The organism is Pseudomonas sp. EA_35y_Pfl2_R5, assembly GCF_963970805.1.
GTDB lineage: Bacteria > Pseudomonadota > Gammaproteobacteria > Pseudomonadales > Pseudomonadaceae > Aquipseudomonas.
In genome coordinates this window covers 44,995-57,415 of record NZ_CAXAOW010000013.1, presented here as the reverse complement: position 1 = coordinate 57,415, position 12,421 = coordinate 44,995, and the positions used below count along the sequence as shown (strand labels likewise).

The following is a 12,421-nucleotide window of genomic DNA, read 5'->3' as shown; positions in this document are numbered from 1 at the left end:
GCCTGAATATGCACGCCACTCTCTTTGAACAGTTACAGGCCTGGCTGGCCGGTGATATCGGTGCGGATTATGGTATCTCCCAGCTGCAGGCCGCAGCTGGGGTGGCGAGCTTCAGCAGTCAGCCGCCGGCCGTGCACTTCAATCCGCTTGGCGGTGTGCATGGCGGCTATACCGCCACGCTGTTCGATGCGGCGCTGGGGTTGGCGGTGTACTCGCAGGCCAGTGCCGAGGAGGTCTACGTGACCGCCAGCCTGCAAGTGAATTACCTGCGCCCGATGGGGCTGGCGGCCTTGCCGCTCCATACCGAAGCTTGCGTGCAGCAGCGCGAGGGGCGACAGGTATCTGCGCAAGCCACTTTGCATGATGCTCAGGGGCAGCTGTGCGCCAACGCCAGTGCCGTATTCACCTGCTTGCGTCATACGGCGTCAGGCTCTCTTCCGTCTGTTGGCGCGCCTGCGCCATAAAATGCCGGGTCTGTCATTTCTCTCTGCCGCCGGGTAAGGTGGCCGCCGATGGTTCCAGCTCGTGTTAAGCGACTGGATGAAAAGGGAACATGGAAAGCACCGCGACCGGTGCCGAAGCCATGGCTGCCCCCGCAACTGTAAACGGTGAATAGCGCCCATATGCCACTGACCGCAAGGCCGGGAAGGCGGGCGAAGTGTCAAACCGTGAGCCAGGAGACCTGCCATCGAAGCCGGGCGCTTATGCCCATCCCCTCAATCCAGATCATCGCGCGGTGGGCGCGGTACAGGAATCTCTATGCACATCGAACCCGAAGTCGTTACTGGCGCCAAACTCTTCCTTAGTTATGCAACCGCCGCAGGTGCCTTTGGCCTCACGGCCAAGCTTGCCCTCGACAGCGTACGCAGCAACGGTGGCGCTGCCGCTCTGGCGTTACGCAGCGTGCTGACCACTGCCCTGGTGTTCTGCTTCTTCGAGGTCTTTCCGCACCATGCGGTCGGGGTTTCCGAGGTGCATCTGATCCTCGGTTCGACCCTGCTGTTGCTGTTCGGCGCCGGTGCTACGGCTGTTGGTCTGGCGCTCGGTCTGCTACTGCAGGGGCTGCTGTTCGCTCAGTTCGACCTGCCGCAGTACGGTATGAACGTCACCACGCTGCTGGTGCCGCTGTGGGCTATCAGTGTGCTGGCCAAGCGCATTATCGTGCCGGGTACTGCCTATGTGGACCTCTCCTACAAGCAGGCGCTGGCGCTGTCGACTGCCTATCAGGGCGGCATCGTCGCCTGGGTCGGCTTCTGGGCGTTCTATGGCAACGGCTTCTCCGGCGATAACCTGGAGGCCGTGGGCAGTTTTGGCCTGGCCTATATGAGCGTGATCCTGATCGAGCCGCTGGTCGATCTGGGTGTGCTGGCCGCTGCCAAGGCGCTGTCGACTTATAGCCGTGGGCCGTTGTTCAACTCGCGTCTGCACCAACCGGCCTGATTGATTACTGGCGACGCTGCCAGATCAGCTTACCGGTATTGCTCTCAGTGACCAGGTACTGGTCACTGAAGCGATAGTAGGCGGCAGGCTGATAGTCGCTGCGGCCCTGCATCTGCACTTCCAGCAGGCCGTTATTACTCTGCCAGCGGCCGCTGTATTGCAGTTCGCCAGGGCTGTCGTAGTTCCAGTCGGCGCCACCTGCCACGCTACGTGTCCATTGTGAAACGCTGCCGTCGCCCTGCATGTGTAGAATCATCTGCGTGGTCATAGAGGCGAAATTGGCGCCGCCGCTGTTAATGATCTTCTCGTGTACCCAGGTGCCGATCAGTGCCGGGTCGCGGGTGGCGCTGCTGCTTGGGCTGCTTGCTTGAGCGGCTACTGCACTCAAATTCTGTCGGTGGAACAGCGCCTTGCGCTCCAGGGTTGCCCCGGTAGTCGGATTACGCGCGGCGATATGGGTGTTGAGCACGCCATTGGCGTAGGTGGCATTCATATTGGCAATCAGCTGCCCGGATTGCGCTTCGCTGATCTGCGCGCTGAGCAACTGGCCGTCAAAGCTGCCGCTGATCTGCAGGCGCAACCTGCCACCTTCCACATACTCCCCCGTGACCTGCTGGCCCTGGCTGCGCAGGTGCATTTCGGCTGGCTGGCCATCCAATGTGGTCAGGTAATGGCCGTCCAGGCTATCGGCCAGCAGAAAACTGGGTAACAGGCAGAGCACAAGGGTGAGCAGCGCGCGCGGCATGAGTGTTCCTTAGGCAATTGGCTAACAGAAGATTAGCAACGGATGCTTGACCTGGGGGCCGCCCCGCACTTGCAGACTGCGACGCAGCTGAAAAATAGGAGTGTTGCCATGACCCGCGAACAAGCCTTCTGGCAGGAATACCAACTGGCCCGCGCCCTGCGCGGCACTGATCCTGCTGCCGAGCTGCGCCATCTGGAACGGGCGCATATTCTCGGTCAGCGCTATTTCAGCGAACACCTGCGCAGCCACCTGTGGGTGCTCGCCTGGGCCTGGCGGCAGCGCGATTGGGCCGAGGGCTTGGCACAACTGCTGCGCATTCCCGGTAGCCTGGGGTCGTTGCTGGGGCTGTTTCCCCTGGGTAATCCGGGCACCCGGCGCGTCGGCCCGCTGACCCCACAGGCTGTGCCCGAGGATCTGCAAACGCTGCTCAAGTAGCTTGCGCGGGTAACGTCGCGCTATCGCAAGCGCGGCGGATCAGGGCAAGATAGAGCCATTGAGATCAGCCAGGAAGGTGCCTTGTGAACCCTTGTTCCGATGACTTTATTGTCGCCAAAACCGCTGAAGAAGCGGTGGATCGTCTGGCCGCCCTGCACCTGCAGGCGACCACGGGCTTGAGTCAGGCGCTCAAGCGCTACCTGAAAGAGCGCATCAAGCCGGATGTCGCCCAACAGTGTCAGTTTCGCTACCCCGAGTTGCGCCTGATCTACCAGGGCCAGGGCGAGGTGGCGGCCAGCGTGCGCGCTTATGCCAAGGTACAGGTGCCGGGTACCTACAGCGTCACCGTCACCCACCCGGCGGCGTTTCGTAAGTACCTGCTCGAGCAGCTGCGCCCGTTGATGGGGGATTTCACCGTACGCGTGGAAGTGGGCGTCAGCCAGCAGAATATTCCTTATCCGTACGTGGTCGAGCAGGGCGATGAGCTGGCTGGCTCCGGGGTCACCGCTGCCGAGTTGGCGCGGGTGTTTCCCAGCACCGACCTGTCTGCTGCCACTGACGGCACGGCTGATGGCTTGTACGACTGGGAAAATACCGACCCGCTGCCGCTGGCGCTGTTCGATGCGGCTCGGGTGGATTTCTCCCTGCGTCGACTGGTGCATTACACCGGCAGCGACTGGCGACATGTGCAGCCGTGGATTCTGCTGACCAACTATCACCGTTACGTCGATCAATTTATCCGCCACGGTCTGGATATGCTGGTCGGTGAGTCGCGCTTCACCCGCATGGTGCTGCCGGGCAATGTGGTGATCGAGCGTGGCATGGCCGAAGGCGAGATGCAGGCAATCATCGAGACGGTGGTCTGGCACCGCTACCAGATGCCGGCTTATCACCTGCAAGGTGAAAACGAGGGTGATGGGATTACCCTGGTCAATATTGGCGTCGGCCCGTCCAACGCGAAGAACATCACCGACCACCTGGCCGTATTGCGCCCGCACTGCTGGCTGATGATCGGCCACTGCGGCGGCCTGCGCCAATCGCAAACCATTGGCGATTACGTGCTGGCTCACGCCTATATGCGTCGCGACGGCATTCTCGATCGCGTATTGCCGCCGAATATCCCGCTGCCGGCCCTGGCCGAAGTGCAGCAGGCGTTGCAGGAAGCTGCCCGGCAGGTCACTGGTGAGCAGGGCGATGAGCTGAAAAAACGCCTGCGCACCGGCACTGTGCTGACCTATGACGACCGTAACTGGGAGCTGCGCTGGGCTCAGGAGCGGCCGCTGATCAACCTCTCGCGCGCCGTGGCGGTGGACATGGAAAGCGGCACCATCGCCGCGCAAGGGTATCGCCTGCGGGTGCCCTACGGCACGCTGCTGTGCGTCTCCGACAAACCACTGCACAGTGAGATCAAACTGCCCGGCGCTGCAGGTGCGTTCTACGAGCGCGCAGTCACCCAGCACCTGCATATCGGCATCACCGCGCTCGACCTGTTGCGCAACCAGCTCAACTCGTTGCACTCACGCAAGCTGCGCAGCTTCGACGAGCCGCCGTTCCGCTAAGCCCAGCAGTAATACTGTGGGCCGCCGCACAGGATGGGGCGGTCGTACTGCAAGTGGTTGCGCAGGGGCGTTAGGCTGCGCGTCCGGCAAATATGACAAGGAATGTTGCATTCATGGATCAGGCCCAGGTTCTACTTGAAGGCTTATGGGAGCCTTTCAGTTTTCTACCCCTATTTGGCTACAGTTGTCTCGGTCTGCTGCTCGGTGCTGTCGTTGGGCTGCTGTTGACCTTGCAATTGCAGCGCCGAGGCTGGCTGGTGCGGCGCAACCGTTGGCATCACTGGCTACTCAAACTGTACTTTTTGCTGTTGCCTGTGAGTGGCGCCTTTCTCGGCGTGCAGGCGGGTCTGCTCTATGGCGGCCAGCAACAGGTTCATCGCCATCTGGACAGTTATGCACCGCTGGTACAAGGTGTGGCGGATGGTGTCTGGCAGGACTTCTCCACGTTTTTGCAGGCTCAAGATCAGCAGGTCATGACGCGCGAACTGCAGAGCAGCAGTGTGCAAGCCGTCCTTAATCATATGGCTGCCCAGTACCTGCAAGCGCAGCTTCTGGCCCGTGCGCCGCAGCTGGAGGAGGCCTCGTTGAGCGAGCGTATCGGCCTGAAGTTGTTCGACTACCTGCAGGCCAGCCTGCTGAGCGCAGCGGTGCGCGATACGGCCGTGGAGCAGGCTAATAAATACATCGGAGTGGACCGCCAGGTGGTGTTCGATGTGCTCGATGCACGCGTTGAGCAACTGTTTCAGGCCGACTTTCTGTTGGGTTTGCTCAAGCGTCAACTAGCTCAAGTGCTCAAGCCGTTCTACCTGACCCTGCTGGTGCTGCTAGGTCTGCTGCTCGCGCTGGTGGGCGTTGAACTGTGGTTATCGCGCCGGCTGCGTCAGTGGCTTGTGCAGGTGCCGCAGGGCGAGCTTTCAGTTCAGGCGCAGATGCCGTAGGGGAAGAGGCAGGCTGTTGCTGTTTGCGAGTTGGTAGGGCGCGGCGGGCCGATCAATGTGCTTGATCGGCCCGTACGACTACTTACTGGCGTCGAGCACCACGCGATAGCGTGCCTTGCCGGCGCGCAGATGGTCGATGGCTTCGTTGACCTTGCTCATGGGGAAGTGCTCGACCTGCGGCAGGATCTGATGGCGGGCACAGAACTCCAGCATTTTCGCCATGTTGGCGGGTGAACCGACCGGGGAGCCGGACAGGCTCTTCTGCTTGGGGATCAGGCTAAATACGTGCACCGGGATGGCGCTGGGCACGATGCCGACAAAGTGCAGCCGGCCTTTGCCCTTCAACGTGGCAAGCATGGCGTTCCAGTCCAGATCCGCGCTGGCGGTGATCAGGAGGAAATCCAGACTGCCGGTAATCGCTTTTAGCGCAGCGCTGTCGGTGGAGGCGACTACCTTGTGTGCGCCCAAGCGCTTGGCTTCGTCCTGTTTGCTCAGCGATGAGGTGAAGGCGGTGACTTCGCAGCCCCAGGCATTGAGAAAGCCCAGTGCCAGATGACCGAGACCGCCAATGCCGACCACACCGACCTTGTCGGTGGGTTTTACATCGAAATCCAGCAGCGGGCTGAACACAGTGGAGCCGGCGCAGAACAGCGGGCCGACCAGCGCCGGGTCGAGGCCGTCCGGCAGCGGTACGGCCCAGGCCCAGTGGCTGCGCAAACGGTCGGCGAAACCGCCGTTGCTGCCAACAATGGTCGGTTTTACCGTGCCGCATAGTTGATGCGAGCCCTCCATGCACGAGCTGCAATGCATGCAGCTGCCCTTGTACCAGCCGATGCCCACCCGCTGGCCGAGCTTCAAGCCGCGCGCTTGCGGGCCAAGGCGCACTACCGTGCCTACCACTTCATGGCCGGGGATAAAGGGGTAGCGCGCGTTACCCCATTCGTTGTCGATCATCGACTGGTCGGAGTGGCAGATGCCGCAGTATTCCACCGCCACTTCCACCTCTTCGGCGCCCAGCGGACCGGGGTCATAACTGTGCGGTTCGAGGGGCGCGCCGGGGGCTTTGGCAGCCCAGCCGGTAAAGGTGTCGACGATGGATTCGGACGAACTCATAGCAATGGCCTCGGGACGGATGGCTGAACTCAGCCAGCATAGCTGTAGCTGCCCGATAAATGTCCCTGCATAACCCAGCCTGATAGTCCAACCCTGGCCTCGGTTACACTGGCCGTCTTGTACGGTTTACCTGGATTGCCTATGTCGCGCCCACCTCGCCCTGTGTCTCCTCGTCCGCACAGCGGCAAACCTGCTGTACGCCGTGTGGCCAAGGCGCCACCTGCCGAGTCACGTTTGCTGGTGCTGAACAAGCCGTTCGATGTGCTCACCCAGTTCAACGACGACCAGGGCCGCGCCACCCTCAAGGACTTTGTCGATGTACCCGGCGTCTATCCGGCTGGTCGGCTGGACCGCGACAGCGAAGGCCTGCTGCTGCTGACCAATGACGGCGGTCTGCAGGCGCGCATCGCCGACCCCAAGCACAAGCTGGCGAAAACCTACTGGGTGCAGGTGGAGGGCGATCCGAGCGAAGCGCAATTGCAGCAGCTGCGTGATGGCGTGCAGTTGAATGACGGCCCGACCCTGCCAGCCGAGGCACGGTTCCTGGACACGCCCGAATTGTGGGAGCGCAACCCGCCGGTGCGATTTCGCAAAAGCATTCCGACCGCCTGGCTGGAACTGGTGATTCGCGAGGGGCGCAACCGTCAGGTACGGCGTATGACTGCGGCGGTGGGCCTGCCGACGTTGCGTCTGGTGCGGGTGCGTATCGGCCCCTGGAGCCTGGACGGCTTGCAGCCCGGCGAGTGGAAAGAGGCCGACGCGCGTTTGTAGGATGGATTGAGCGCCGCGATGCCCCTGCGTGGGACAGTGTAATCAGCCGTGGATGCCGCGCGTCGCCTCGATGATATAGGTGATGATCGGCTTGGCCAGGAAGGCAAACAGGCACAGGCCCAGGCCGAGGAACAGGATCGCCGTACCCAGGCGGCCGGCTTTGGAGGTTTTCGCCAGGTCCCAGATGATGAAGAACATAAACACCATCAGCCCGCCGACCAGCGCGTACATCATCAGCGATTCGAACTGTTCGGTTTCCATTCGGGCCTCGTGAACCTGCAGGTGCTCGGCTGGGTGCCGAAAATCGATGCGTAGGCGGGCGCGGTGACGCTCGCCAGAGGGGCACGATTATACGCGCCGTGGGCGGCCCTGCCAGCCGCGCATTACGAGGGTGCGGCGATCAGTCGCGCAGGTGCTGCAGCGGCAGCTGGGTGCTGGAGAGGATCTGCTGCAGCACAAAGCTGGAACGCACGCTGGAAACCCCCTCGATACGGGTCAGGGTGCCCAGCAACAGTTTCTGGTAGTGATCCATGTCCGGTACCACCACCTTGAGTTGGTAGTCCGCGTCCATTCCGGTGACCAGGCAGCATTCGAGCACTTGCGGGCATTTGCGGATTTCTTCCTGAAAATGCTCGAAGCGTTCCGGAGTGTGTTTGTCCATGCCAATTAGCACATAGGCGGTCAGCGTCAGGCCGAGCTGCTTGCGGTCGAGCAGGGCGACCTGGCCGAGGATATAGCCATCATCTTCCAGTTGTTTGACTCGCCGCGAACAGGGCGAGGGCGACAGGCCGATGCGTTCGGCCAGGTCCTGGTTGGACAGCGTGGCGTCGTGCTGCAATTCGGCGAGGATATTCAGGTCGTAGCGATCAAGTCTGTTCATCTTTGCCATGCTTTCGTTATTTGATTGTGTTGAATGATGCGCTTGTGGTGATTAATTGCGCAAGTAGTAGGTATATCAGCAATATTCGCAATCTTTCACTGCGCTTGCGGGCGTAAGCTTTACCTCAACTTCAAGGCCCGGACGACACGTCCAGCCGCCTCGCCCAATCAGGTGAGCGGTCGCCGCCGATCCCACCGGATCGTCACGGCACCCGGGTCCGCTCTGCCCAACCAGGTAGGCGAAGAAAAGGCGTTACCATCGCCACAATGACGGACACGCAAAAAAGGGGAAGGCCTGCAGGCCTTCCCCTTTTTTGTGTCCGCCATCCTTGGCGGACACCCTGCGGGCCGCCGCTTCGCGACGTCAAAAATTGCTCCAGGCAATTTTTTGTTACCTGTTCGTTGTCCTTTACTGGGCTGGCGCGTGCTTTACCACGCTGCTGGGGTCGGCATGCACCAGTACCTCGGCGCGGGGGAATTCGCTGCGTATCGCCGCTTCAACCTGATCACACAGGCCGTGGGCATGCTGCAGGCTCAGCTCGCCCGGCAGCTCCACATGCAGCTGGACGAACCAGTGGGTGCCGGAGAGGCGCGTGCGCAAGTCATGCACGCCCAGCACGCCGGGCACGGCGCAGGCCAGGCTGTGCATCTGCGCGCTGATCTGCGGGTCGAGCTCCTGGTCCATCAGTACGGTGGCCGCTTCGCGGACGATGCTGATGGCGCTCCAGAAGATATACAGGGCAATGCCGATACCGAAGATGGCGTCCAGTTGCGGCCAGCCGTAACTGGCCAGCAGCAATGCCAGGAGGATGCTGCTGTTGAGCAGCAGGTCCGAGCGGTAGTGCAGCGAGTCGGCGCGAATCGCCGTGGAGCCAGTCAGCTTCACCACATGACCCTGGAACAGAAGCAGGGCGATGGTCACCGCCAGCGACAGCAGCATCACCGCGATGCCCAAGGCCGGTGCGCCAAGCGGTTCGGGATTAAGCAGGCGGTCGACGGCGTGACTGCCCACCAGCAACGCGCTGGCGCCGATAAACAACGCCTGACCCAAACCGGCCAGCGCTTCGGCCTTGCCGTGACCGTAGCGGTGGTCCTCATCAGCCGGGCGTAGCGCGTAATGCACGGCGATCAGATTGAGCAGCGAGGCCGCGCCATCGAGCAGCGAGTCAGTCAGCCCCGCCAACAGGCTGACTGAACCGCTGAGCCACCAGGCAATGGCTTTGGCCAGTGCCAAAGTGAGCGCAGCCGCCAGCGCAGCGAAGGTCGCCAGGCGCATCAGGCGGGCGTGTTGCGGCTGTATGTTCACGGGCTATCCAGAATGGGCGAGTTCTGCCAAGGCTAGCGTTAAATAACAAAAGCCCGTCGGAAAACGGGCTTTTGGTTCGGGCTTGTTGATGCCTTGCTTAGGCTGCGGGGCGCAGACCGTAGGCCGCCAGTTGTTCGGCACTGCCGCTGTGCTGGATCAGGCGTGGGTCATCCAGTGGCAGGCTGTGGCCCGTCTGCACTTCGATCAGCGCCTTGAGCTTGAGCGGGTCGATCTTGCCGTCAGCATCCACCACATTCTGCAGGTCTTGCGGGTCAACCTGCGAGGTCAGGCCACCGGGCAGGTAGATCGCGCCGGTGGCGAAGTCGATACCAAAGGCGATCAGCCCCGGAATCACATAGAAGAGGATGCCGATTGCGTTGAGCCCGGCCACCATGGGGTCGATGCGGCCTTCGATCTGGCCGCGGCGATCCGGGAAGAACAGGGTGCCGCAGGCGGTCAGTTGAGTGAGCAGCGCGGCGACGATAAGGCCACCGATAACGCGGGTTTGGGTGCGCATTGAACATCTCCATGGAAAAAGTGGCGCAACTATACCAATGCCTGTATTGCAATGCCGCTGCGTCAGGCGCTGCCAGCGCAATTTCGCGCAGTCATACCTAGCATTCAGACAGCGCCAATGCTCTACAGGTTCGCCGTTATAATCCTGCGCCTTGAATGGAGCCCGCATGAATTCCCTGCCAATCGATGTGCTGCTGCCTGAGCTATGTCAGGCCCTTGCCCTGCGTGATGAGGCGGTGCTGGAAGCGCCGCCCGGTGCCGGCAAGACCACCCGTGTGCCGCTGGCGCTGCTGACCCAGCCTTGGCTGGCCGGGCAGACCATCATCATGCTTGAGCCGCGGCGGCTGGCGGCTCGGGCGGCGGCCGAACGGTTGGCCAGCGAGCTGGGGGACGCGGTGGGGGAAACCGTTGGCTATCGCATCCGCCTGGACAGCAAGGTCGGCCCGCGTACCCGTATCGAAGTGGTCACCGAAGGCATTCTGGCTCGGCGCCTGCAGGATGATCCGGCGCTGGAAGGCGTCGGCCTGGTTATCTTCGATGAGTACCACGAGCGCAGTCTTGATGCTGATCTGGCGCTGGCGCTGTGCCTCAATGGTCGGGCAATGTTTCGCGGGGCGGACTCTGGCGAACTGCCGCTGAAGGTGCTGCTTATGTCGGCGACCCTGGAAGGCGAGCGGTTGGCGGGTTTGCTGGGTGATGCGCCGGTGCTGCGCAGCGAAGGGCGGATGTTTCCCGTGGATATCTGCTGGGGCGCGCCCTGGCAGGCGGGCGAGTGGCTGGAGCCGAAGGTGCTGCAATGCGTATTGCAGGCGCTGGCCGATGAGCCGGGCAGCCTGCTGGTGTTTCTGCCGGGGCAGGCGGAGATTCGCCGGGTCAATGAACAGCTGGCCGAGGCCCTGGCCGGGCGCCGCGATATTCTGCTCTGCCCGTTGCATGGCGAGCTGGACCTCAGTGCCCAGCGCGCCGCCATCGAAGCCGCACCGCCGGGCCTGCGAAAGGTGGTGCTGGCGACCAATATCGCCGAAACCAGCCTGACCATCGATGGCGTACGTGTGGTGATCGATGCCGGCCTGGCGCGGGTGCCGCGCTTTGACCCGAACAGCGGCATGACCCGCCTGGACACCCAGCGCATCTCCCGTGCCTCTGCTACCCAGCGCAGCGGCCGGGCCGGGCGCTTGCAGCCGGGCGTCTGCTATCGCCTGTGGTCGCAGGCGCAGCATGAGCAATTGGCGGCCTACGGCACGGCGGAAATGCTCCAGGCTGATCTCGCCGGCCTGGCCCTGCAACTGGTGCGCTGGGGTGTGCAGCCGGCCGAGCTGGTCTGGCTTGATCCGCCCCCTGCCGCCGCTTATGCCCAGGCTTTGGAGTTGCTCGCGCGTTTGGGCGCGGTGGATGCGCTGGGCAAACTGACCGCTCACGGTCAGGCCATGGCCGAACTGCCGACTCATCCACGTATCGCCCATCTGCTGCTGCGCGGCCAAGAACTGGGCCTGGGGCCATTGGCCTGCGATCTGGCGGCATTGCTCGGCGAGCGCGACATTCTGCGTGGCGCGGGTGCCGATCTTTACAGTCGCCTGGCTTTGCTGGCAGGTGAGTCGCGGGCTGCTCGCGGTGCGCAGCGGAACGCCGCCCGAAGTGGCGTGCAGCGCGCTCGGCAGCTGGCCCGGCAATTTCAGGGATACCTCAAGCGCAGGCCCAGCCCGCAGGCGGTCAGTGATCCCGAACACCCGCGTTGGCTGGGCGCGTTGTTGGCCTTCGCTTACCCGGACCGCATCGCCCAGCAGCGCCGTGCCGGGGGCGCTGAATATCGTCTGGCCAACGGTCGGGCGGCGCTGTTTGCCGAGGTCGATGGGCTGATGAAACACAGCTGGCTGGTGGTGGCTGACCTAGGCAGCCGTCAGGGCCAGCGTGAAGAACGCATCTACCTGGCCGCCGAGCTGGAGCCGCAGTTGTTCGAGGGCGTGCTGGCCGAGCAGGTCAGCAACCTGGACGTGCTGGATTGGGATGAGCGCGAAGGCGCTTTAAGGGCCGAACGCCAGCGCAAGGTCGGTGAGCTGGTGTTGTCGCGTGAGGCACTCACCGGGCACGATGCACAACAGCGCAGCCGCGCCATGCTTGGCCTGGTGCGACGCAAGGGTCTGGCGCTGCTGCCCTGGACGCCGGAGCTGCGCCAATGGCAAGCGCGGGTGGCGTTGCTGCGTACGCTTGATCTGGCCAGTAAGGACGTCAGCGAGTGGCCAGATGTCAATGATGCCACCTTGCTGGATACGCTGGAGAACTGGCTGCAGCCCTATCTGGATAACGTCACCCGGCTTAGCCATTTCGCCAACCTAGATTTACCCAGCTTGCTGCTGAATCTGCTGCCCTGGCCGTTGCCGCAGCGTCTCGATGAGCTGGCGCCGCGCAGCGTGCAGGTGCCTTCCGGTTCGCGCATCAGTCTGGATTACAGCGAACAGCCGCCGGTGTTGGCGGTGCGCTTGCAGGAGTTGTTCGGCCTGGCTGATACGCCGCGCATCGCCGGCGGCCGCCAGGTGGTCAAGTTGCACCTGCTGTCGCCAGCGCGGCGGCCGGTGCAGGTGACCCAGGACCTGGCCAACTTCTGGCGCAGTACCTATGCCGAGGTGAAGAAAGACCTCAAGGGAAGGTACCCGAAGCTATCACGCGACGTGGCGTAGAATAGGTGGCCGCGTAACGTTCTATGATTGACAATTAGGCTTGC

General features: G+C 62.7%; 13 protein-coding genes and 1 riboswitch. Of the genes, 7 read left to right on the top strand and 6 right to left on the bottom strand.

What is annotated here, in order from left to right; translation table 11 throughout:
• The first annotated feature begins 8 nt into the window (after positions 1-8).
• Entirely contained in the window at positions 9-464 is a 456-nt protein-coding gene (locus AACX99_RS18235; RefSeq protein ID WP_339413847.1) for a PaaI family thioesterase, read from the top strand.
• A gap of 32 nt (positions 465-496) precedes the next feature.
• Positions 497-704, top strand: a riboswitch (cobalamin riboswitch).
• A gap of 55 nt (positions 705-759) precedes the next feature.
• Entirely contained in the window at positions 760-1,440 is a 681-nt protein-coding gene (locus AACX99_RS18230) for an energy-coupling factor ABC transporter permease (RefSeq protein ID WP_339413846.1), read from the top strand.
• 4 nt (positions 1,441-1,444) lie between these two features.
• Here AACX99_RS18230 and AACX99_RS18225 read toward each other — a convergent pair whose 3' ends face one another.
• Positions 1,445-2,185, bottom strand: a complete 741-nt coding sequence (locus AACX99_RS18225; protein ID WP_339413845.1) for a hypothetical protein — start codon at positions 2,183-2,185, stop codon at positions 1,445-1,447.
• Between the two features lie 108 nt (positions 2,186-2,293).
• Here AACX99_RS18225 and AACX99_RS18220 point away from each other — a divergent pair, with 108 nt between their 5' ends.
• From AACX99_RS18220 to AACX99_RS18210, 3 genes are all read left to right on the top strand, one after another.
• Positions 2,294-2,620, top strand: coding sequence for a DUF3703 domain-containing protein (locus tag AACX99_RS18220; protein ID WP_339413844.1), 327 nt, complete (start codon positions 2,294-2,296; stop codon positions 2,618-2,620).
• An 83-nt stretch (positions 2,621-2,703) separates the two neighbouring features.
• Positions 2,704-4,179 carry an AMP nucleosidase gene (amn, locus tag AACX99_RS18215; protein ID WP_339413843.1) on the top strand — a complete coding sequence of 492 codons (1,476 nt, stop codon included), beginning with the start codon at positions 2,704-2,706 and terminating at the stop codon, positions 4,177-4,179.
• A gap of 113 nt (positions 4,180-4,292) precedes the next feature.
• Positions 4,293-5,117, top strand: coding sequence for a hypothetical protein (locus AACX99_RS18210; RefSeq protein ID WP_339413842.1), 825 nt, complete (start codon positions 4,293-4,295; stop codon positions 5,115-5,117).
• A 78-nt stretch (positions 5,118-5,195) separates the two neighbouring features.
• Here the strand turns inward: AACX99_RS18210 and ahr are convergent, their stop codons facing one another.
• Positions 5,196-6,230: an NADPH-dependent aldehyde reductase Ahr gene (ahr, locus tag AACX99_RS18205; RefSeq protein WP_339413841.1), complete on the bottom strand. Its 1,035-nt coding sequence runs from the start codon at positions 6,228-6,230 to the stop codon at positions 5,196-5,198.
• Positions 6,231-6,434: 204 nt separating this feature from the next.
• Between ahr and AACX99_RS18200 the strand changes: the two genes are divergently transcribed.
• Entirely contained in the window at positions 6,435-7,001 is a 567-nt protein-coding gene (locus AACX99_RS18200; protein ID WP_339413895.1) for a pseudouridine synthase, read from the top strand.
• Positions 7,002-7,043: 42 nt separating this feature from the next.
• Here AACX99_RS18200 and AACX99_RS18195 read toward each other — a convergent pair whose 3' ends face one another.
• The 4 genes from AACX99_RS18195 to AACX99_RS18180 form a co-directional block, all read right to left on the bottom strand.
• Positions 7,044-7,262 carry a DUF2788 domain-containing protein gene (locus AACX99_RS18195; protein WP_339413840.1) on the bottom strand — a complete coding sequence of 73 codons (219 nt, stop codon included), beginning with the start codon at positions 7,260-7,262 and terminating at the stop codon, positions 7,044-7,046.
• 139 nt (positions 7,263-7,401) lie between these two features.
• Positions 7,402-7,881, bottom strand: a complete 480-nt coding sequence (locus tag AACX99_RS18190) for an Lrp/AsnC family transcriptional regulator (RefSeq protein WP_339413839.1) — start codon at positions 7,879-7,881, stop codon at positions 7,402-7,404.
• 408 nt (positions 7,882-8,289) lie between these two features.
• A complete protein-coding gene (locus AACX99_RS18185; protein WP_339413894.1) occupies positions 8,290-9,156 on the bottom strand; it encodes a cation diffusion facilitator family transporter in 867 nt (288 codons plus the stop codon).
• 127 nt (positions 9,157-9,283) lie between these two features.
• Positions 9,284-9,703: a polyribonucleotide nucleotidyltransferase gene (locus tag AACX99_RS18180; protein ID WP_339413838.1), complete on the bottom strand. Its 420-nt coding sequence runs from the start codon at positions 9,701-9,703 to the stop codon at positions 9,284-9,286.
• Between the two features lie 166 nt (positions 9,704-9,869).
• Here AACX99_RS18180 and hrpB point away from each other — a divergent pair, with 166 nt between their 5' ends.
• Positions 9,870-12,377 carry an ATP-dependent helicase HrpB gene (hrpB, locus tag AACX99_RS18175; RefSeq protein WP_339413836.1) on the top strand — a complete coding sequence of 836 codons (2,508 nt, stop codon included), beginning with the start codon at positions 9,870-9,872 and terminating at the stop codon, positions 12,375-12,377.
• Positions 12,378-12,421: the final 44 nt, after the last annotated feature.